This is a genomic window from Marinobacter sp., from assembly GCF_033722735.1.
GTDB lineage: Bacteria > Pseudomonadota > Gammaproteobacteria > Pseudomonadales > Oleiphilaceae > Marinobacter.
The window spans coordinates 30,735-51,926 of the sequence record NZ_JAWVYN010000022.1 but is presented as its reverse complement, the minus strand read 5'-3'; the positions used below and the strand labels follow the sequence as shown (position 1 = coordinate 51,926).

21 protein-coding genes are annotated in these 21,192 nt (G+C 61.9%); 14 read left to right on the top strand and 7 right to left on the bottom strand.

Features of this window, described 5'->3' with window-relative positions:
• Positions 1–11: 11 nt before the first annotated feature.
• Together R3175_RS14865 and R3175_RS14860 are read right to left on the bottom strand one after the other, a co-directional pair.
• A complete protein-coding gene (locus R3175_RS14865; RefSeq protein ID WP_318945107.1) occupies positions 12–914 on the bottom strand; it encodes an ABC transporter permease in 903 nt (300 codons plus the stop codon).
• 72 nt (positions 915–986) lie between these two features.
• Positions 987–1,961 (bottom strand): ABC transporter substrate-binding protein, encoded by a 975-nt coding sequence (locus R3175_RS14860; RefSeq protein WP_318945106.1) that lies wholly within the window; start codon positions 1,959–1,961, stop codon positions 987–989.
• A 353-nt stretch (positions 1,962–2,314) separates the two neighbouring features.
• On the opposite strand from R3175_RS14860, the gene R3175_RS14855 reads away from it, so the two are divergent.
• On the top strand, positions 2,315–3,982 hold the full coding sequence (locus tag R3175_RS14855; RefSeq protein ID WP_318945105.1) for an AMP-binding protein: 1,668 nt from the start codon (positions 2,315–2,317) through the stop codon (positions 3,980–3,982).
• 177 nt (positions 3,983–4,159) lie between these two features.
• Entirely contained in the window at positions 4,160–4,666 is a 507-nt protein-coding gene (locus R3175_RS14850) for a thioesterase domain-containing protein (protein WP_318945104.1), read from the top strand.
• A gap of 9 nt (positions 4,667–4,675) precedes the next feature.
• Here R3175_RS14850 and R3175_RS14845 read toward each other — a convergent pair whose 3' ends face one another.
• Positions 4,676–6,364, bottom strand: a complete 1,689-nt coding sequence (locus R3175_RS14845) for an iron ABC transporter permease (protein ID WP_318945103.1) — start codon at positions 6,362–6,364, stop codon at positions 4,676–4,678.
• A 119-nt stretch (positions 6,365–6,483) separates the two neighbouring features.
• Complete coding sequence (locus R3175_RS14840) at positions 6,484–7,497, bottom strand: Fe(3+) ABC transporter substrate-binding protein (protein ID WP_318945102.1); 1,014 nt, start codon at positions 7,495–7,497, stop codon at positions 6,484–6,486.
• A gap of 198 nt (positions 7,498–7,695) precedes the next feature.
• On the opposite strand from R3175_RS14840, the gene R3175_RS14835 reads away from it, so the two are divergent.
• The 3 genes from R3175_RS14835 (at position 7,696) to R3175_RS14825 (ending at position 10,083) form a co-directional block, all read left to right on the top strand.
• Positions 7,696–7,986 carry a PilZ domain-containing protein gene (locus R3175_RS14835; protein WP_318945101.1) on the top strand — a complete coding sequence of 97 codons (291 nt, stop codon included), beginning with the start codon at positions 7,696–7,698 and terminating at the stop codon, positions 7,984–7,986.
• 6 nt (positions 7,987–7,992) lie between these two features.
• Complete coding sequence (locus tag R3175_RS14830) at positions 7,993–8,577, top strand: hypothetical protein (RefSeq protein WP_318945100.1); 585 nt, start codon at positions 7,993–7,995, stop codon at positions 8,575–8,577.
• Positions 8,578–8,772: 195 nt separating this feature from the next.
• Entirely contained in the window at positions 8,773–10,083 is a 1,311-nt protein-coding gene (locus R3175_RS14825) for an HD-GYP domain-containing protein (RefSeq protein ID WP_318945099.1), read from the top strand.
• 44 nt (positions 10,084–10,127) lie between these two features.
• Here R3175_RS14825 and R3175_RS14820 read toward each other — a convergent pair whose 3' ends face one another.
• Complete coding sequence (locus tag R3175_RS14820; protein ID WP_318945098.1) at positions 10,128–11,279, bottom strand: organic solvent ABC transporter permease; 1,152 nt, start codon at positions 11,277–11,279, stop codon at positions 10,128–10,130.
• A 220-nt stretch (positions 11,280–11,499) separates the two neighbouring features.
• On the opposite strand from R3175_RS14820, the gene R3175_RS14815 reads away from it, so the two are divergent.
• The 3 genes from R3175_RS14815 to queF are packed head-to-tail and all read left to right on the top strand — an operon-like array spanning position 11,500 to position 14,076.
• Positions 11,500–12,441, top strand: a complete 942-nt coding sequence (locus R3175_RS14815; RefSeq protein ID WP_318945097.1) for an ABC transporter ATP-binding protein — start codon at positions 11,500–11,502, stop codon at positions 12,439–12,441.
• Positions 12,438–13,211 (top strand): ABC transporter permease, encoded by a 774-nt coding sequence (locus tag R3175_RS14810; protein ID WP_318945096.1) that lies wholly within the window; start codon positions 12,438–12,440, stop codon positions 13,209–13,211. The genes R3175_RS14815 and R3175_RS14810 overlap by 4 nt, the downstream gene beginning before the upstream one ends.
• A gap of 46 nt (positions 13,212–13,257) precedes the next feature.
• Positions 13,258–14,076, top strand: coding sequence for an NADPH-dependent 7-cyano-7-deazaguanine reductase QueF (queF, locus tag R3175_RS14805; protein WP_318945095.1), 819 nt, complete (start codon positions 13,258–13,260; stop codon positions 14,074–14,076).
• Between the two features lies 1 nt (position 14,077).
• Here queF and R3175_RS14800 read toward each other — a convergent pair whose 3' ends face one another.
• Together R3175_RS14800 and R3175_RS14795 are read right to left on the bottom strand one after the other, a co-directional pair.
• A complete protein-coding gene (locus R3175_RS14800; RefSeq protein ID WP_318945094.1) occupies positions 14,078–15,490 on the bottom strand; it encodes an adenylate/guanylate cyclase domain-containing protein in 1,413 nt (470 codons plus the stop codon).
• A 1-nt stretch (position 15,491) separates the two neighbouring features.
• Positions 15,492–15,803 carry a DUF962 domain-containing protein gene (locus R3175_RS14795; protein WP_318945093.1) on the bottom strand — a complete coding sequence of 104 codons (312 nt, stop codon included), beginning with the start codon at positions 15,801–15,803 and terminating at the stop codon, positions 15,492–15,494.
• 154 nt (positions 15,804–15,957) lie between these two features.
• On the opposite strand from R3175_RS14795, the gene R3175_RS14790 reads away from it, so the two are divergent.
• The 6 genes from R3175_RS14790 (at position 15,958) to R3175_RS14765 (ending at position 21,113) form a co-directional block, all read left to right on the top strand.
• Positions 15,958–16,509 carry a nitroreductase gene (locus R3175_RS14790; protein WP_318945092.1) on the top strand — a complete coding sequence of 184 codons (552 nt, stop codon included), beginning with the start codon at positions 15,958–15,960 and terminating at the stop codon, positions 16,507–16,509.
• A 224-nt stretch (positions 16,510–16,733) separates the two neighbouring features.
• Positions 16,734–17,132: a flagellar basal body rod protein FlgB gene (flgB, locus tag R3175_RS14785; RefSeq protein WP_318945091.1), complete on the top strand. Its 399-nt coding sequence runs from the start codon at positions 16,734–16,736 to the stop codon at positions 17,130–17,132.
• A 50-nt stretch (positions 17,133–17,182) separates the two neighbouring features.
• Positions 17,183–17,632 carry a flagellar basal body rod protein FlgC gene (flgC, locus tag R3175_RS14780; RefSeq protein ID WP_318945090.1) on the top strand — a complete coding sequence of 150 codons (450 nt, stop codon included), beginning with the start codon at positions 17,183–17,185 and terminating at the stop codon, positions 17,630–17,632.
• Positions 17,633–17,647: 15 nt separating this feature from the next.
• Positions 17,648–18,325 carry a flagellar hook assembly protein FlgD gene (locus R3175_RS14775; RefSeq protein ID WP_318945089.1) on the top strand — a complete coding sequence of 226 codons (678 nt, stop codon included), beginning with the start codon at positions 17,648–17,650 and terminating at the stop codon, positions 18,323–18,325.
• Positions 18,326–18,339: 14 nt separating this feature from the next.
• A complete protein-coding gene (locus R3175_RS14770; protein WP_318945088.1) occupies positions 18,340–20,223 on the top strand; it encodes a flagellar hook protein FlgE in 1,884 nt (627 codons plus the stop codon).
• A gap of 137 nt (positions 20,224–20,360) precedes the next feature.
• Positions 20,361–21,113: a flagellar basal body rod protein FlgF gene (locus tag R3175_RS14765; RefSeq protein ID WP_318945087.1), complete on the top strand. Its 753-nt coding sequence runs from the start codon at positions 20,361–20,363 to the stop codon at positions 21,111–21,113.
• Positions 21,114–21,192 lie beyond the last annotated feature (79 nt).

Genomic DNA, 21,192 nt, shown 5'->3' with positions numbered 1-21,192 from the left:
GGATGACTCCCTCAGGCGCTCTTGCGGGTGAAACGGGCGCGGACCGAGTTACGGAAACCCGGCAGCACAATCGCCAGGGTAACCAGTACCGCGGTGATCAGGTTCAGGTCCTGGGCCTGCAGCCCCAGGAAGTCGGCGTTCAGCGCCAGGGCGATGGCCAGGCGGTAGACGATGGCGCCCACCACGCAGGCCACCAGGGCCCGGAACACGGTGGACGGGGTGATCACCGCCTCGCCGCCGATCAGCGAGGCCAGGCCGATGACAATCACGCCCACCCCCATGGTGACGTCGGCGGCGCCCTGGCTCTGGGCGAACAGCGCGCCGGCCAGCCCCACCAGGCCGTTGGACAGGGCCACGCCGAGCACGATCATGGCGCCGGTGGCGATGCCCTGGGCGCGGGCCATGCGGGGGTTGGCCCCGGTGGCGCGCATGGCCAGGCCGGTTTCGGATTTCATGAACCGCCACAGCAGCAGCAGGGCGGCAATCGTGACAATCACGAACAGCACCACCGGCACCTGGTGGTAGGCCAGCCCGAGGTCGTACCAGGGGGTCAGCACCGTCTCCTCGGTGAGCAGGGCCACGTTGGGCCGGCCCATGATGCGCAGGTTCACCGAATACAGGGCGATCATGGTGAGGATCGACGCCAGCAGGTTGAGGATGTTGAGCTTCACATTTAGCAGGGCGGTCACCGACCCGGCCGCCATCCCGGCCAGCACCGCCGCGCCGGTGGCCAGCCAGGGGTTCACGCCCTGGATGATCAGGATGGCCGCTACGGCCGCCCCCAGGGGGAAGCTGCCGTCCACGGTCAGGTCCGGAAAATCGAGGACGCGGAAGGAGATGTAGATGCCAAAGGCCACCAGGCCATAGATCAGCCCGGTTTCTATGGCGCCATAGAATGCAATTTCACTGAGCATGGGTAGGTCTTCGTCGTCAGAATGTAAAATGGCGACCGCCCGCCCGGGGCGGTTGCCTGGGAAAGGAGACCGTTACTGTTCGCTGGAAACGACTTCCTGCGCGGATTCGATCAGTTCGTCGCTGAGGGTGATGCCCATGCGCTCGGCGGCGGCCGGGTTGACGAACAGGTTGAGCTTGTCGACGCTCTCCACGGGCATCTCGCCGGGGTTGGCGCCTTCCAGGATGCGTGCCACCAGCACGCCGGTCTGGCGGCCGTGGTCGTAGTAGTCAAAGCCCAGGGCGGCCACGGCACCACGGCTGACGGTGGCGGTATCGGCGGCGAAGACCGGCACCTTGGCCCGCTCGCCCACGGACACCACCGCTTCGGCAGCGCTGACCACGGTGTTGTCGGTGGTCAGGTAGATGGCGTCGGCCTTGCCGATCAGTGAGCGGGCGGCGCCCAGCACTTCCGAGGTCTTGGTGGCGGCGGCCTTCACCAGTTCCAGGTTGCGGGCGGCCAGGCGCTCTTCCAGCAGCTCCACCAGGGCCACGGCGTTGGCTTCGCCCGGGTTGTAGACGGTGCCGATCTTTTTGGCGTCCGGCATGACCTTCTGGAGCAGGTCGATGTGGCGATCGATGGGCAGCATGTCGGTCACACCGGTGATGTTGCCACCGGGCGCTTCCAGGTTGGGCACCAGTTTGGCACCCACTGGGTCGGTCACCGCAGAGAACACCACCGGCAGGTTGCGTGCGGCGGCCGCCATGGTCTGGGCAGAGGGAGTGGCGATGGCCACGATGACATCAGGGCTTTCGCCGACAAACTTGCGGGCAATCTGGGCGGCAATGGCGGCGTTGCCCTGGGCGCTCTCGTGCAGGATGCGGAGGTTGTCGCCTTCGCTGTAGCCTTGCGCGTTGAGTTCGTCCTTGACCCCTTGGTACACGGCATCCAATGCCGGGTGTTCCACAATCTGGGTGATTGCCACGGTTTGGGTGTCATCCGCCTGGGTCAGTCCGGTGGCGGTCAGGAGCAGGGCGCCTAGGAGGGTACGCAAGGTCCGCTTGGCCATAAGCCGATCTCCAACAAGTTGAGTTCAGGTGTTGGGCCTCCTGGTTGGGCGTCACGGCATGGCCGGGTCACCACAGGAGGTCCCGCTGGATTCAAAACGCGAAAGTTTAGCACAGCAAACGGCCCCGCGCTGGGCTTAGGCGGCGGTTTGAGGCTCGCTTCATATGCTGGATTTTCCCTATAGACAGGGAACTTGAGGGCATGCCGGGTCGTGTATAGTTCTACCGGAGTCACACTTTGACGTGAGAGAGTGTGGTGAAATATGCTACGAAAGTCGCACAACCTCAAGAAAGCAACGCCGCTTACACCCATAACAATCGAATAACCCAACAATAACACCTACAAGGAAGGTCCATGGACACTAATCAGAAACTTCCCCTGGATATGGTCTATCACTGGGAGACCGCCAAGGCCGAGTCGGTTTACATGACTCAGCCGATGGGCGGCGGCCAGGTGGTGGACTACACATGGCGACGGGCCGTGGGCGAGGCCCGGCGTATGGCGGCTTACCTCAAGTCGCTGAACCTCCCTGAGAAAAGCCGGATTGGCATTGTTTCCAAGAACTGCGCCCAGTGGATCATGTCCGACTGGGCAATCTGGATGGCCGGCCACGTCTCCGTGCCCCTGTATCCCACGCTGAATGCCGATACCGTCAGCTACATCCTGGATCACAGTGGCTGCGAGGTACTCTTCGTGGGCAAGCTGGATGACTGGGACACCATGAAGGACGGCGTACCGGAGTCGGTGCACTGCATTTCCTATCCCCTGAGCCCGCCCAACGATTTCAAGACCTGGGACGATATTGTGGCCAAGTACCCGCCGCTGGAGGAGAACGTGCAGCGGGACGCCGATGAGCTGGCCACCATCGTCTATACCTCCGGCAGCACCGGCAAGCCCAAGGGGGTGATGCTGAGCTTCGGCAATATGGCGTTCGCGGCCAAGGGAGGAATTGACGCGCTGGAGGTCACCAGCCACGAGCGCATGCTGTCCTACCTGCCGCTGTCCCACGTGCTCGAGCGGTTTGTGGTGGAAGGGGGCTCGATCTACAAGGGCTTCCGCCTGTTCTTTGCCGAATCCCTGGACACCTTCGTGGCGGACCTGCGCCGGGCGGAGCCGACCCTGTTCCTGGCGGTGCCGCGTATCTGGACCAAGTTCCAGCATGGGGTGTTCGAAAAGATGCCCAAGCAGAAGCTGGACCGGCTGTTAAAAGTGCCGCTGTTGCGCCGTGTGATCAAGAAGAAGATTCTCACCAACCTGGGTCTGCAGCACGTCAAGTTCGCCGGCAGTGGCTCGGCGCCGTTGTCCCACGACATCCTGGACTGGTATCGGGGGCTGGGGCTGGAGCTGCTCGAAGGCTACGGCATGTCCGAGAACTTTGCCTATTCCCACATGACCAAGCCCGGCCGTGCCCGAACCGGCTACGTGGGCGAAGCGCTGCCCGGCGTGGAGGTGAAGATCAGCGAACAGGGCGAGGTGCTGGTGAAGAGCCCGGCCACGATGATGGGGTACTACAAGGACGAGGAGAAGACCCGGGAGACCATGACCGAAGATGGTTTCCTGCGCACCGGTGACAAGGGCGAGATCGACGAGCTGGGTCGGCTCAAGCTGACCGGCCGCATCAAGGAAATCTTCAAGACCAGTAAGGGCAAGTACGTGGCGCCGGCCCCCATCGAGAACCGCCTGATGAGTCATCCGGACATCGAGATGGTGTGTGTCTCCGGGGAGAATTACCCGCAGCCCCATTGCCTGGTGATGCTGTCGGAGGAGGCGAAGAAGCGCAAAGCGGACGATGGCTACCGGCAGGAGCTGGAGAGCAGCTTCTCCTCGCTGCTGAAGGACGTCAACCAGACCGTGGACCCCCACGAGCAGCTGCAGTTTCTTGCGGTGGTGAAGGACGAATGGAGCATTGAAAACGACTTCCTGACGCCCACCTTGAAGCTCAAGCGCAACGTGGTGGAAGACGCCTACCGGCCGGATCTGGACAGCTGGTACGCCAAGCGCCAGCCGGTGATCTGGCAGTAACGCCCAATCCGGCACCCACCAAAGGACCTGCTACGGCAGGTCCTTTTTTTGTGGGGGCACCAACCGGCCCACTGGCGACGCCCGGGCGGCGAATGAGACCTGGGGCCGGTTGCGACTGGAGTCCCATTGGCGAGGTTCCGGCAACCGGTTAGACTGACCTGGGATTGGGAGGACGCTATGACACAATTGGCCCGTTTCCAGAACCGTATCAATGACGTGATTCCGCTGACCCGCAGCCTGGGCGTCAAACTTGAACGCTACGATGGTCGGCGGCTGCTGGTCACCGCGCCCCTGGAACCCAATAGCAACCATCAGGGCACCGGCTTTGGCGGCAGCCTCTATGCCGTCGGCGTGGTGGCGGCCTGGGGTGCGGTGGAGCTGTTCCTGGCCGACTGCGGACTGACCGGCAACGTGGTGGTGCAAACCGGCAACATCGACTACCGAGGGCCGGTGGAGGAGGATTTCTATGCCGTTGGCGAATTGCCGTCCGGCCCCGAGCTGGAGCGCTTCCAGAAAAGCCTGGCCCGTCATGGCAAGGGACGCCTGAATGTCGCGGCCCGGTTGTACTGTGGCAGGCCGGTGTTGTCGCCGGAGGCTCAGCAGCCGCAGGCGGTGTTTAATGGTCGCTTCGTGGTGGACGGAGCCCGCACCCGAGTGATGGCACGGGAGCCCACCCCGGAATAAGCCTGGCGATCAGGCCACGCTGCGGGTGTTGCCGATGGAACGGCTCATCAGGATGATGGGCACGATCCCCGCCAGCACGATGATCAGCGCCGGCAGGGCGCTGTGGGCCAGCTGTTCGTCGGAGGCGAACTGGTAGACGTAGGTGGCCAGGGTGTCGAAATTGAAGGGGCGCAGGATCAGCGTGGCCGGCAGTTCCTTCATGCAGTCCACGAACACCACCAGGGCCGCTGTCAGCAGGGTGCCCCGCAGGATTGGCAGGTGAACGTGAACCAGGGTGCCGCCGGGGCTCTGGCCCAGCGAACGGGAGGCCATGTCCATGCTCGGGGTGACCTTCTGCAGGGCGCTCTCCACGCTGCCGGCAGACACTGCCAGAAACCTCACCGTATAGGCGTATACCAGGGCGAAGGTGGAGCCGCTCAGCAGCAGGCCGGTGCTGATCCCGAAGACATCCCGCATCAGGCTGTCCAGCCAGTTATCGAACCCCGCCAGGGGAATGATCACGCCCACTGCCAGGACCGCACCGGGCATGGCGTAGCCCAGGCTGGACAGGCGCATGAGCACCTGCATGCCCCGGGTGTTATGCAGTCGCCGACTGTAGGCGAGGGTAACGCCGATCAGCAGGGTGGTCAGTGCGGCGGTGCCGGACAGGAACAGGCTGTTGAAGGTGTTCTCCAGGAAGGTCGGGTTCCAGCTCTGATCAAAGTACTCCCAGGCGTAGTAGCTCAGGCTCAGGGCCGGAACCACAAAGCCCAGCAGGAACGGCAGGCTGCAGACAGCCACGCAGGCCAGTTGCCGGCGTCTGGACAGGCGAAAGCGCTGAATCGGCTCCCGGGTGTCACGGGCGGCGTACTGGGACTGCTTGCGCCGGGAGTAGCGTTCCAGGGTTACCAGGATGATCACGAAAGTGAGCATGGTGGTGGCGATCTGGGCGGCACCGCCCAGGTTGCCCAGGTTCATCCAGGTGTCGAACAGCCCGGCGGTCAGGGTCTGCACCGCGAAGAAATCGACGGTACCGAAATCGTTGAGGGTTTCCATCAGCACCAGGGACAAGCCAACGGCAATGGCTGGGCGGGCGATGGGTAACACCACCCGGAAGAAGGTGCTGAGAGCAGAATGCCCCAGGCTACGGCTCACCGAGAACAGGGACGGCGACTGCTCCAGGAACGCCGCCCGAGCCAGCAGGTAGACGTAAGGGTACAGCACCAGGCCGATCATCGCCGTGGCTCCGCCCAGGCTGCGGATCTCCGGGAACCAGTAGTCCGCCGCGCTGGTCCAGCCGAACAGCTCCCGCAGGGCGATCTGCACCGGGCCGGCGTAGTCCAGCAGGTTGGTGTAGACGTAGGCGATGACGTAGGCGGGTACGGCAAAGGGCAGCAACATGGCCCACTCGAAGAAGCGCCGGCCCGGAAAGTCGCACATGGTGATCAGCCAGGCGGAGGTAACCCCCACCAGCAGGGTAATGGTGATGACCCCGATCATGAGCTGGAGGGTGGTCATCAGGTAGCGGGGCAGGGTGGTGCTGACCAGATGGGGCCAAATGTTCTCGTCAGGAAAGAAGGCCAGGTACAGGACGGCAAGAACGGGCAAGGCGACGATGGCGGTGGTCAGAATGGCGGAGATCAGCCATCGTTTGGACGTACGTCGGGCCAGCAGCGGTTGATTCAGTTCGTAATCCGCGGAACGTGCGGGCTGGCTCATGGTCTTCCGTTCACCTGAAAAAAGGCAGGAGTTTAGACAGAGCGTGGCTGGACTTCAATGACCGTGTGGTGGTCAGGGAGATTCCGGAGCGGCCGGCGGCCACTCCGGAACGGTGTGTCTTAGTTGTTGTAGTCGACACGGTCCACCATGCGAACGGCGGCGTCACGCTGCTCGGCGATTTCCTGCAGGGACAGGGAATCCGGGTTCAGCTCGCCCCAGCTCGCGACAATGCCGGACGGCTGGATCTCCGGGTTGGCCGGGTATTCGGTGTTAGCCTCGGCGTAGATCTGCTGGGCTTTTTCCTGGGACAGGAATTCCATCAGTTTGATGGCGTTGTCCCGGTTGGGCGCGCTGTTGGTCAGCGCAATACCGCTGATGTTGATGTGGGTGCCACGGCCTTCGGCGTTGGGGAAGACAATGCGGACCTGCTCGGCGGCGGGGCGCTGGTTCTCGTCGGCCAGCATCTTGCCGTAGTAGTAGCTGTTTCCGATGGACAGGTCACAGACGCCCTCGGCGATGGCCTTGATCTGGTCGCGGTCGCCACCCTGGGGCTTGCGGGCCAAATTGTTCTTGAGGCCGGTCAGCCAGGCTTCAGCCTCTTCCTCGCCGTGGTGGGCGATCATCGAGGAGAACAGGGCGATGTTGTATGGGTGCTTGCCGCTACGGGTACAAATACGGCCTTCCCACTTGGGGTCCGCCAGTTCTTCGTAGGTGCTGATCTCACCCTCTTCCACCCGGTCAACGGAGGCGTAGATCATGCGGCCGCGGGTGGTCAGGGCGAACCATTTGCCGTCGGGGTGACGCAGGTTCTCCGGGATGTTCTGTTCGAGCACGTCATTCTGGACCGGTTGGGTCAGGTCACGCTCGACCAGCTCGTTGAGGCGGGAAATATCCACGGTCATGACCACATCCGCCGGGCTGTTACGGCCTTCACGCTCCAGGCGTTCGGCCAGGCCCTTCTTGGCGAAGACCACGTTGGTTTCGATGCCGGTCTCTTCGGTGAATGCGTCCAGCAGCGGCTCCAGCAGGTTGGCCTGGCGGTAGGAGTAGATGTTCACTTCATCCGCGGCCTGGGCGCCGAGGGGCAGGGCAGAGGCAACCGCGACGGCGGCGGCAATATGCTTGACTTGCATAACTGACTTTCCCGAGTTGGTGTGTGCATGCGGAGCCCGTCTGGTTCAGCACCGCCTTATTAGAAACAGCAACTATTCTCATTCCAGTTTTTATTACTGTCAATGTCCATTTCACATATTTTGCCGGAAAAGGGTGCTATTCTTGGGCCTAAGGTCCCGCTTTTATGTAGTTTTTGGTTCAGCAAGGGAATTTCATCCATGACAGGTAGTAATGCAAAGTCGATGACCGCCGACCGAAGAGAACATTTGCGAACCTCGATGACCACCAAGGTCAGCGTGGAACAGCCGGGCCAGGGCCGGGTGGTGGTGCCCACCCGGGATATTTCCGATGGTGGCGTGTTCATTCTGGTGTCCGAGGGTGAGCTGCGCCTCGAGCTGGGGGACGTTGTCAACGTCCAGGTCCAGGGGTTGCCGGGGGAGGCGCCGGTGCTGGAAATGGTGGTGGTGCGCAAATGCTCCGATGGTTACGGACTGAAATTCGCTGGATAACTCGTCATGATCACTCGCACGTTAGTGAATGCCCTGGCCCTGTTGTTGCCCCTGGGTGCGCTCAGCGGCTGCGCCTCCTACTACAGTCATTACGCCATGTTTCCGGCCAGCAACTCCAGCGGCGAGAGCCGAATGGTCCGGCTGACCTGGCAGTCGGCCGATTATCCGGACTGGTGGTTGGCGCAGGACCAGGCCACCAGCATTCAGCTGGAGACCCAATGCAGTGAGCGGGTTTGGCGGTTAACCGACCAGGGCCAGGCCAGTCCCGGCGGTTGTGGTGAGGGCATTCGGGCCTGTGGTCGTCCGGGATTGGATTTGCTGGAGCCCAACCGGAAGCCGGTGGGTGAGGATTCAGTCTGCCTGGCAGTCTATCCGGAGCGCCCCGGCATCCGCATAACGGACCTGGGGGCAACCCTGGAACTGAACGTCTATTGTCGCCCCAGCCAGATAACCCGTGGCAGGGGCGATGAGGCGGTGAACCTGGATTACATCCGCAGTTCCGCGGTGCCGTATGTGGTTAATGTCAAGAAGGCCCCGCGGGGAAGTCTGGCGGGCCGGTTGCCGGCGTTTGACGAGTCGGTGTGTGACTGACTCGGGCGGCTGATTAAGAAAGCTTAACGGGCAAAATGTGAACAACGTCGCGGAGCTACAAAACGTTTCCGGCCGCGACATTGGGTGACAGTTTGTAGCCGTTTGTTCAAATAGACCAACAATAATGTAATGGCATCTTCCCTGCGTACCGGGAAAATAGGCAGCGTAACCATTTAGTCTGTTTCGAGGTGTCAGGTGGGCGTACGCCAGAAGAAAATTGCTGCGCATGATCTTACGGTCGGGATGTTTGTCTCCGATCTGGACCGGCCGTGGCATCAGACTCCCTTCCCGATCCAGGGTTTCCGCATTCGTTCCGACGAAGATGTTCGATCGGTCACCTCCTACTGTTCCTGGGTGATGATCGACGTGCCGGAGTTGCGGGACACCATCAGCTTCGAGCAAAGCAACACACCCATTTTTCCCCGACGGCGGGGGGCTACCCGCCGCGGTTCCCGGGAGGTCGTTCAGCTGCCGCCGGTGCAGATCAAAAACCCCGTTCAGTACCCCGAAGCCGCCCCCTTCCGCAAGGAAGTGAAGGCCAGTGCCAAGCTCCTGCAGGGGGCGGAGGATGCGCTCAACCAGGTCTATGACCGCCTGAAAGAGGGGGAGGCGCCCGACCTTCGCCCCCTGGCCGCTTCGGTTCAGAAAATGACCGACAGCGTTGTCCGCAATCCGGATGCCCTGCTGTGGTTGAGCCGCATGCAGGAACACGATGATTATATCTATCGTCACGGGCTGAATGCCGCCGTGTGGGGGTTGGTGTTTGGGCGTTACCTGGGGTTGGAGCAGGGGCTGCTCAACCACCTCGCCATGGGGTGCCTGTTGGCCCAACTGGGTAAGATGGATTTGCCCACTGAATTGTTGCGGGATGAGGAGGCACTCTCGAACGACGAGTTCGCCCATTACAAGTCCTACGTGGCCCTGGGGGTGCAGCGACTGGGTGACTTAGGTTTGTCCCGGGCCGTCACCAGCGTTGTCCAGTATCACCGGGAGCGGCATAACGGCAGTGGTTTCCCGGAGGGCATCCGGGGCGATCGTATTCCTCTGTTGGCGAAAATCGCCGGTCTGGTGAGCTGCTACGAATCGTTGATAGCGCCCCGGGACCCGCAGCGGGCCATGGCGCCGGCCCAGGCCGTAGCCCAGCTGTATGAGGTCCGCAACATCGAGTTCCAGGAAGACCTGGTGGAGAAGTTCATCCAGACCGTCGGTGTGTACCCGGTGGGCACCCTGGTGGAATTGTCCGACGGTCAGCGGGGGGTGGTTGTGTCACATTCGCCCGAGCGGCGGTTGCTGCCCCGGGTGATGGTGATGACCGACCGGGAACATCGCCCCCTGAAGCAGGCGAAGATCATCAACCTGGCGGAGTACAATGCGGAGAAATCCGCCGACGCGGCCCTGGTGGTGAATGGCTGTCTGCCCCAAGGCACCGAGGGGCTCGAGCCGGGGCGTTTCGACGTCACCGGTGTTGAATCCCGTTGGCGCATTGGCAACCTTCTTGGCGGTTAAGTGCCCCTCCCGCTTGCAGGGCAGGGGAGCCTCTCGGTCCCGGGTTATCTCACCAGCACCCGAAGCTGCTTCTTGAGCCAGCGGTAGTCCCCTTCCGGGCGAAAGTTGACCAGCAGGTCTGATTCGCCACCGGCCTCACCGGTCACAAAGTACTCCACCGTGGCACTCTGCCAGTCGAAGGAATGCACGGCCACGTCGCTGGTCCGCAGGCTGACGGCCTCCAGTGAGGCCAGCTCGGGCTCGCCGCCAATCTTGCGAATGCGCACGCTGTGAATGCCGGTGTCCGAAGCAGCGTGAGCGGCGGCCTCCGAATCCAGATAGTAGCGGTTGGCGTAGGTGCGCGTGGCCAGCTCCAGTTGCTGGGTGAGGTAGATCTCGGCCCGTTCCTCGTCGAACTGCTCCAGGTTGCGAACGGCGCTTTCAATCCGTTCCCGCCGGCTGATCAGGTCTTCCCGGTAGAGCACATCCGGATCCCGGTCGTCCACCTCGATGGGGCGTGCGGGAGCGTTGTCGATTTCGGCCTGAGTGGGGGGGGCGCTGCAGCGAAGATCGTCTTCAGGATAGAAACAGATCTCGGCCAACAGGCGGTTGGCCGGAGAGAGCGTCGCACCGGCGGCCTCAAAGTCGGCGGGCTCGACGGTGAAATCGATGGTGAGGTCGAGCCGCGCCAGGGCTGTGTTCAACTGCTCGATGACCCGGTCGCGAATGTCCAGCGTCTCGCCTTCGGTGATGGTTTCCTGCCAGTTCAGCGCCAGCAGGAACCGGGTCAGGTTGATCAGGGTATCGTCCTGAAGTGCACTCTGTTCGGCCATGCGGTGATCCCGTAGGCCTTCTTCGTTCGTCCCCGGTGATTGTAGGCGGCTGCGGGTGTCGGCCAGGAATTCCAGCGGCGTGACCAGGTCATCGGCGGGAACGTCGGTCGCCAGCACCAGGTCTCCGACGGCCAGTTGCAGCCGTTCGCCGGGGAGGTAGCGGAACTCGCCGGCCTCATTCGTGACCCCGGTCTGGCTGGCGGTCTGGTAGCTCAGTCCGCGGATGCCGGAGACGGTCACCTGGCCGCTGAGCAGGCCGTCATCGTCACTGGAGCCGCCGTCATCGAGGCAGCCGTTCAGCAACACCAGCATGGCCAGGAGCGTGAGGCGGGGCAGTTTCTGCAGCCGCCGAAGCAGGTTGGGGGAGAGACCTAAAAGGCGCATAGGCGTTGAAATACCAAAGTTTATTTGTAACTTGTTGTAAACGGCATTATAGGAAGCTGCCACCGCCAAGATCCGGAAGCCTGTCGCAGTTTGATGCATTGGTGTCCGGGGCGGCGGTGTCTGAACCAGGCCTTGAAATTCGGTCCATGCGTCACAACCTACAGATTTTGCTCTGCCGATCGGGGCGGATGGCGGCACTTTCACAGTTATGGGATTGCAAATGACCCACGCGCTCGAGATTAAGGGGCTGACGAAAACCTATGGTGACGGTTTCGAAGCCCTGAAAGGTATCGATCTGACTGTTGCCAAGGGTGACTTCTTTGCCTTGTTGGGCCCCAATGGGGCGGGCAAGTCCACCACCCTGGGGATCGTCTGTTCCCTGGTGAACAAGACCGCCGGTGCCGTGAGCGTGTTTGGCCACGACATCGACACCGAGCTGTCCGCGGCCAAGATGAATCTGGGCGTGGTGCCCCAGGAATTCAATTTCAACCAGTTTGAAAAGGTGTTCGATATTGTCACCACCCAGGCAGGTTACTACGGCATTCCGTTGCATCAGGCGAAGGCGTCGGCGGAAAAGTACCTGAAGAAGCTGGGGCTCTGGGACAAGAAGGATACCCCCGCCCGGATGCTCTCCGGCGGCATGAAGCGGCGGCTGATGATTGCCCGTGCCCTGGTTCACGAGCCGGGCCTGCTGATCCTGGATGAGCCCACCGCCGGGGTGGATATTGAGTTGCGCCGGTCGATGTGGACGTTCCTGGAGGAGATGAACCGCCAGGGCACCACCATTATCCTCACCACCCATTATCTGGAAGAGGCGGAAGCGCTGTGCCGGAACATTGCCATCATCGACCATGGCCGCATCCTTAGGCACACCAGCAAGCGTGAGCTGCTGGCGCAGTTGAACCGGCAAACCTTCCTGCTGGATCCCGATACCCCCTTGCAGGCCACGCCCGAGCTGGCAGGCTTCGAGACCCGGCTGGCCGAAGACGGCGCGCTGGAAGTGGATGTGGAGAAATCCCAGAGCCTCAACGATGTGTTCGTCCAGCTGGAGGAACAGGGCATTCGGGTTCAGAGCATGCGTACCAAGGCCAACCGCCTGGAAGAGCTGTTCATCCGGATGGTGCAGGAAAACGCCCGGGAAAAGATGGAGCAGGCCCTATGACCCCTCGTGCCATTGCTGTGGCGTTTTCCACCATCGTGGTCCGCGAAGTGCGCCGCTTTACCCGTATCTGGGCGCAGACACTTTTGCCGCCCGCGGTCACCATGACGCTTTACTTCATCATATTCGGCAACCTGATCGGTTCACGGATCGGGGAGATGGGTGGCTTCGATTACATGTCCTACATCGTGCCAGGCCTGATCATGATGGCCGTGATCACCAATTCCTACGCCAATGTGGTGTCGTCCTTCTTCTCCATGAAGTTCCAGCGCAGCATCGAGGAGCTGCTGGTGTCGCCGGTGCCCAACTGGGTGATCCTGGCGGGCTATGTGGCCGGTGGTATGGCCCGGGGCCTGAGTATCGGTGTAATCGTCACCCTGCTGTCGCTGGCGTTCACCCAGTTGCAGGTCCATCACCTGCCGGTGATGGTGCTGACGGTGATCCTCACCTCGGCGCTGTTTGCCCTGGGCGGGTTCATCAACGCCATGCTGGCCACCAAGTTCGATGACATTTCCATCGTACCAACCTTCGTGCTGACGCCGTTGACCTATCTGGGCGGGGTGTTCTACTCCATCCAGCTGCTGCCGGAGTTCTGGCAGGCGGTCTCCTTGGCCAATCCGATCCTGTATATGGTGAATGCCTTCCGTTATGGCATTCTTGGGGTATCGGACGTCAATATCGGCGTTGCCCTGGCGATGATCCTGATGTTTATTGCCGTTCTGTCGGCGGTCGCGCTGTTGATGCTCAGGCGCGGCAAGGGCATTCGCCACTGATTGCGGTGCGCCCCGAGCGCAACGACACATTACTTGAGGAATGACCATGGCGTTACACGACGCACCCCTGGGCAAGAGCAGTGATTACCCGGACCAGTACAGCCCGGAGCTGCTGTTTCCGGTTCCCCGGGACGACAACCGCCGTCGGCTGGGGCTGGCCGACGGCCGCTGGCCCTGGTATGGCGAGGATCTTTGGCAGGCCTGGGAAGTCTCCTGGCTGAGACCTTCGGGTGTACCCGCGGTAGCCTGGGCGGAGTTCCGTGTACCGGCGGCCTCGAAGGCGCTGATCGAGTCCAAATCCTGGAAGCTCTACCTCAACTCCCTGAACCAGACCGTGTTTTCGACCCCCGGGCAGTTGCAGGAGGTGGTTGAGAAGGACCTGTCCAGTGCCTGTGGCGCCGCGGTGCAGATGCGCCTGCACAGCGTGGACGAGCCTGGAGCCGCCCATGGCCGGCCGGCGGGCTTCGAGCTGATCGACGACGAGCCGGTGACCGGTGTGGCCTACGAGTACGATCCGACCCGGTTATCGGCGGGAGGGGGCATCGTGACCGAAAGGCTGTGCTCTCACCTGCTCAAGAGCAACTGCCCGGTGACCGGGCAGCCGGACTGGGCCACCCTGACCGTGGAATACACCGGGCCGGCCATCGACCGGGGGGGGCTGCTGGCCTACATTGTGGGTTTTCGCCAGAAGCAGGATTTTCACGAGCACTGCGTGGAGACGGTGTTTGTCGACCTCATGCAGCGTTGCCAGCCGGAATCGCTCACGGTGTGTGCCCGCTACACCCGGCGGGGCGGGCTGGATATCAACCCCTGGCGCAGCACGGAGCCGGGCTCGGCGCCGTCACTGAGACTGGTGCGGCAATAGCTTACATCTCTTCCTGGCGCAGGCGGTCGGCAGCGTCTTCCAGTGCGGCCAGGATGCTTTCGCGTTCCTTCTCGGTGATCTTGTCCGAATCCAGGTACATGGCAAAACCGCTGCGCTCGTGTTCCAGGAAACTGCGGTTGGGGCCGATGTCCCGCCGGAAATCCACCACCTCGTAGATAGGCACTGGACGGCCGAAGCCTTTCACGGTGATCTCGCCCTTGTCCCGGCACATGATCTTGTCCTTGATCAGCGAGAACGTCTCGTAGGAGACCAGGATCTCGCCGGGGTCGGCCAACGATTCAAGGCGGCTGGCCAGATTCACTTCCTTGCCGATGATGGTGTAGTCCATGCGGTTCTCGGCGCCGAAATTCCCCACCGTGGTGTAGCCGGTGCTGATGCCCATGCGGATCTCCAGTGGGGTCTTGATGCCCTGGCTACGCCATTTCTGGCGCATGATCTTCATGTGTTTGCGCATCTCGATGGCCATGGAGACACAGGCAAAGGCGTCTTCGCGCTGGCCCCGGCTGGTGGGATCGCCAAAGAACACCATGATCGAATCGCCGACGAACTTGTCGATGGTGCCGCCGTATTTGAGGGCGACTTCGGACATTTCGTTGAAGTAGTGGTTCAGCAACTCGGTCAGCGCCTCCGGCTCCATCTCTTCGGACAGGTCGGTGAAGCCCTTGATGTCGGAGAAGAAAATCGCCAGTTTCTTGCGCTGGGTTTCCAGCCGTACGTCCCGCTCGCCGGTGAAGATGGATTGCCACACCTGGGGCGACAGGTACTTGGAGAGCTTGTGGGAGAGGGCGATGGATTGCTCGCGCTGGTTCTGGATCTGGGTCTTCGCCATCATCAGCGAACGGGCCTGCTGGTGGGCATAGTAGGCGGTCACGCAGATATACAGGCCGGTGGCAAAGATCGAGACCATGCTGGTCAATAGCGGGGCCTGGAACGATGGAGCCGGGCCATGGATGCCCGCCGCGACAATCATGGCGCTGGTCATCGCTACCATGCCGAACAGCCACTGGCGGATGCCGCCGACAATCAGGCAACTGAACATCAACATCAGCACGACGGCGGCGGAGGGGATGGCGATCAGCCCCAGCGCGCCAATCAAACCGCCGCCCATCAGGCAGTCGAGCAGCAACATCTTGTGCCGGATGCGGCTGGACCGTTTCAGGAAGGTTCGACGGCTTAGGTAAAAAGCGGTGTGCGGCCAGATCAGGCAGCCCGCCACCAGCCAGTACAGCCAGGACGGGAAGATGCCCTCGTACATTCCGCTGGCCAGAATGCCCGCGGTGCCGGCATAGGCCAGTACGCGGCCGTTGTAATCGGGCATGGGCGGCACAGCCACGGGCTTGTTGTGGGAGTCAAGCACCAGTGTCTTGCCGGCATTCAGGGGAGCATTCATCATCTTAGAACCGGATTCGGCCAACCAGCATGTCTTTCAACATGACCCAATCGCCCATCAGACTGTATAGCGGGTACTTGAACGTCGCGGGGCGATTCTTCTCGAACTTGAAGTGGCCAACCCAGGCAAAGCCATAGCCGATGACTGGTAGCAGCCAGAGCAGGGCAAGCTTGCCGGAAAGCAGGGCGTAGGCAGCCACCACCAAAACCAGTGCGCTGCCCAGGTAATGCAGGCGGCGGCAGGTGGGGTCGCTGTGCTCTTCCAGGTAAAACGGATAAAACTCGGCAAAAGAGCTGAAAGTGCGATCGCTGCTCATTATTATTCTTCCAAACGATTGGATTGTTCTACCAGATGGTTGGCCGATTTCAGGTAGACCATTCTACGACTAAAGACTAACAGCATTGCGTGTTCTCGACAATTCTGGCAGTTTTGCGCAGTTCGTCTTCCACTGTCACCCATCGGGATTCGCTATGACAGATGTAATCGAGGCCATTCTCAGCCGCAGCTCCGAGCCGCGGTTAACCGCACCGGCACCCAGCGGGGAGCAACTTGAGAAGTTGCTGGAGTGTGCCTTCCGGGCACCGGATCACGCCATTCTCCGTCCCTGGCGCTACCTAGTCATTGAGGGGGAGGGGTTGAAGGCCCTGGGTGAGCTGTTTGCCCAGACCGGTGCGACCCCGGAGGAAAAGGACAAGCTGGGGCGGATGCCCCTGCGGGCTCCGATGATCATTGTGGGCATCACTTCGCCGAAGTCACACCCAAAGGTGCCGGAGATCGAACAGGCCATGTCCACCGCAGTGGGTATGGGCTATCTGTTGCTTGCCCTCAGGGACGCTGGATTTGGCGGCATGTGGCGCACCGGCATGTTGGCCTACAACGCCCAGGTGAAGGCTGGCCTGGGGCTGGCTGAGCACGAGTCCATCGCCGGCTTTGTTTATGTCGGCACCGTGGCCAGCGAAAAGCCGGCAGTGCCGCGACCGGCGGTGGCCGAGCTGGTCAGCCGGTGGCCGGCGCAGTCGTAACCTTGCCGCTTGATCCCCTGCCGCCCCCGTCAGGGGAAAAACCTTGCCGCTTTCACCGGGTCTTGCCGCCGAGCGTTCCAATCACTCACCTCGCAATCCATTGTCATCCCGGCCCGAACCCTTGTCCCGGGCCAAGGCTGTAAAGCTGGCACCCTCCTTGCTTTGTCTCTGTAAACACCGCTGCGACGGCCGACGCCAACGCGGTGCAACGAATTGGAGGCAGTATGGCGATTTCATTCGACAAGGCACTGGGGATTCATGAGCACGCACTGCAGGCCCGGGTCCAACGGGCGGAGGTGTTGGCCAACAATCTGGCCAACGCCGACACGCCGGGGTTCAAGGCCCGTGACCTGGATTTTCAGGCGATGATGGAACAGGCCAAGGGGCAGGTGAGCGGCCTACCGATGAGTCGCACCAACGACCGGCACCTGGACACCAGTGGCGCCTCCGGCTCGCCGGAGTTGCTGTATCGCACCCCTCACCAGCCCTCCATTGACGGCAACACGGTGGACAGCCAGGAGGAACAGAGCCGGTTCATGCGCAATGCCATGGACTACCAGGCCAGTTTCCAGTTCCTCAGCAGCAAATTCTCCGGTCTGACCAAGGCAATCAAGGGCGAGTAAGGCCCGAACGGTAATTCACTACGGCGGCAAGCACACACAGGAGATTCGCCATGTCCCTTGGAAACATCTTTGATATCGCCGGCTCCGGCATGACCGCCCAGTCACTCAGGCTCAATACCACGGCGTCCAACATCGCCAACGCCGAAACCGCCAGCTCCAGCGTGGAGACCACCTATCGGGCCCGCAAGCCGGTGTTTGCCGCCATCCAGCAACAGTTGCTGAATCCGGGGCAGGCCGGTGCGGCCGGCTTTCTGCAGGAGGGGCCTGGAGCAGGCGTGCGCGTGGAAGGGGTGGTGGAGAGTCAGGCGGAGCTTCAGATGCGCTACGAGCCTGATCACCCCGCTGCCAACGAGGACGGTTATGTCTACTACCCCAATGTCAACGTGGTGGAAGAGATGGCCGACATGATGTCGTCATCCCGCAGCTTTCAGATGAACGTGGACGTGATGAACACCGCCAAATCCATGATGCAGCGCATTCTGACCCTTGGTCAGCAGTAATCGGGGAATCCGCCAATGAGTACAGTTAACGGCACGGTTACCAGCGATGTCCTGAGCCGGTACCAGTTGCAGTCGCAATCCCAGTCGTCCGGCAAGGGCGAATTGGGCAAGACCGAGTTCATGGAACTCATGCTGGCCCAGCTCAAGAACCAGAACCCCCTGGAGCCCCAGGCCAACGGTGAGTTCATCGCCCAGCTGGCCCAGTTCAGCTCGCTGGAGGAAATGCAGAAGGTGTCCGGTTCGGTCGACAACATGGTGGGCGAGTTCCGCTCGGCCCAGGCGCTGCAGGCCTCCGCCATGGTGGGACGCTCGGTGTTGGTGCCGGGCACGGCGGGACAGCTGGAAGCCGGGGGGGAATTGAGCGGGAACGTGGCGGTTCAGGCGTCCACGTCAGACCTTCGCGTCTCCATCAAGAACAGCGCCGGCGAGCTGGTGCACCAGATCGAGCTGGGCAGTGCCCAGCCGGGGTATCACGCCTTCAGTTGGGACGGCACCAATGCTGACGGCGAACAGTTGCCGCCCGGCAAGTACGAGGTGGTGGCCGAGGGCAGCTACTCCGGCGGCACCGAGCAGCTGGGCACGTTGATCAGTGCCAATGTGGACAGCGTGTCCCTCGGCGGTGCGGGGCAAATTACCCTGAACCTGGCCAGCATGGGCTCCATTGCCCTGTCTGACGTGTACCAGATCAATTAACAACGAGGTGTAGCATGGCTTTCAATACAGGACTCAGCGGCTTGCGGGCGGCGTCTGTTGATCTGGACGTCACCGGCAATAACATCGCCAACGCCAGCACCGTCGGCTTCAAGAGCAGTAAGGCGCAGTTTGGCGACCTTTACGCCAGCGGTTTCCTCAGTGCCGGCACCAACCCCATCGGCGATGGGGTGCGGGTGCAGGATGTGAAGCAGAACTTCGGTCAGGGCAACATCAGTTTTACCGACAACGGGCTGGATCTGGCGATCAATGGCGATGGCTTCTTCGTGCTGAATAACGGCGGCGAGATTCGCTACTCCCGCGCCGGCCAGTTTGGCGTGGACAAGGACGGTTTCGTCGTTAACAACCAGAACATGCGGGTGCAGGGCTTCCTCGCCGACGACGACGGCAACCTGTCCGGGATTCGAGACGACCTGCAGATTGATACCGCCAACCTGGCGCCTCGCCGCACCACCCTTCTGGAAACCGACCTCAACCTGGACTCCCGGGAAGAAGTGCTGGAACAGCGGATTTCCGTGCTGGCGGAAGTGGGCGAAGCGGAACTTGGGGCGGGCAGCACGTCATTTCCGGCCGAAACCATAACCCTGACCTACAGCGACGGCACCCAGAGCACGGTGTCGATTCCCGCCGGCTCGTCTGCAGCCGAGGTTGCGGACCTTCTCGCCCAGGAAGACGGAGTCAGTGCCTCGGCCACCACCGATATGACCGTGGCAGGGTTGGATGACGCCTTCATTGGGGTGGGAGGCTTCACCTTCGAACTGGACGTGGAAGGCGTTCAGGTGCCGATTGACACCACCGGCGTCAGCGATCTGGATTCCCTGGCGGATGCCATTAATAATTCCAGCGCCAATACCGTCACCGCGAGTGTGGTGGCCGGGGAGTTGCGGCTGGTGGATAATCGGGGTCAGACCCTGACCACAACCTTTTCTAACGCAACCACCTCCCCACCGCCACAAACCCAGCTGGGCACGGTTCGCACACAGACCACCCGGGAGGTTACCGATCTGAGCTCGGACACCGGTACCTTCGAAACCGCGTGGGACAACCGAACGGTGCAGGTCACCAACGAGTTCAACCCCCAGGATCAGCGTACCTACAACCACGCGACGTCCACCACCATCTACGACAGTCTGGGCAACCCCCATGTGCTGACCCAGTTCTTCGTCAAGGACCCGGCTCCGGGGAGCGGGGTGGGTGTCAGTCAGTGGTCGATCTACCTGCAAGTTGACGGAGAGTTTGTGTCCGGCACCGATCAGACCCCCATCCAGGCCCAGTTTGATGAGGACGGAACCCTGCAGTCCATCGACGGGGACGTCAGTGGCCAGATCCTGGTGACGGACTGGACCCCGAAGGATTCGAATGGCCAGCCCAACGGCGCGGACGGTCCGCCTGCGCCGGGAACCGTGACCTCCACGCCCATTCCGGAGCCGCCCACCAGTTCGGCCTTCCTGATCGACCTGTCGGAGACCACCCAGTTTGGCAGTGCCTTCGGGGTGAACGATCAGCGCCAGAACGGCTTCACCACCGGGCGCCTCTCGGGGCTGGATGTGTCGGACGAAGGGGTGCTGTTTGCCCGGTACACCAATGGCCAATCCACGGCCTTGGGGCAGGTGGCTCTGGCGTCGTTCAACAACACCGACGGTTTGAGCCCGGTGGGGGAGACCACCTGGGTTGAGACCTTCGAGTCTGGCCAGCCCATCGTCGGCCAGCCTGGGACCGGTACCCTGGGCTCGATCAAGGCCAGTTCGGTGGAAGAGTCCAATGTTGATCTGTCAGAGGAACTGGTCAACCTGATCATTGCCCAGCGAAACTTCCAGGCGAATTCCAAGACCATCGAAACCTCGGACGCCATCACCCAGACCATCATCAACCTGAGATAACCTGACTAACCGGCCCGGGGCGCTATCCGCCGCCCCGGCCGATTCGCGTTCAGCCCTCATTCCCCAGCGCCTGTTCCAGGTGGCACGACTCCTGCATTAAGACTTTAAACAGTCAAAAATCCGGCAGGAGTTTTCCCATGGATAAGTCCCTCTACATTGGTATGTCCGGTGCCAAGCAGAACATGCTGGCGCAGCGGGCGCACGCCAATAACCTGGCGAACGCCAATACCACCGGATTCAAACGGGATTTCGCCCAGGCCCGCAGTATGCCGGTGTTCGGCGAACACCACCCGACCCGGGCCTACGCCATGACCGAAAGGCCCGGAACGGACCTGTCCGCTGGCGCGTTGATGGAAACCGGGCGCAAGCTGGATGTGGCGGTGGACGGTAGCGGCTGGCTGGCGGTGCAGAATGCCCAGGGCCAGGAGGTCTTTACCCGCTCCGGCAGCCTGCAGATCGATACCAATGGCCTGCTGCGCAACGGCGCCGGCGACCTGGTGCTTGGTAATGGTGGCCCGGTCGCGTTGCCCCCGTTCGAGAACGTACAGGTGGGCGCCGACGGCACCATCTCCGTAGTTCCGGTCGGTGGGCCGCCGGACCAACTGGTGGCGGTGGATCGCCTGAAACTGGTGAACCCGCCGGCGGACGTCCTGGAGAAAGGGGAAGACGGCTACATCCGCCGTAAGGCCGACCAGGCCCTGGACGGTGTGGAACCGCCCGACGCCACCTTGCGGGTGGCCTCCGGGTTTCTGGAAAGCTCCAACGTCAACGCGGTGGAGGAGATGATCGCCAACCTGCAGCTGTCCCGTCAGTTCGAGATGCAGGTCAAGGTCATGCGTACCGCCAATGACAATTCCGAGGCGGCGGCACGACTGTTGCAAAACCTCTGATAACGATCCATGACCAGTCACCGGCGTGGCAAAAGCGGCAAATTCTGGCCGCCCCAGGCCACTCCGGTAAGGAGTAGAA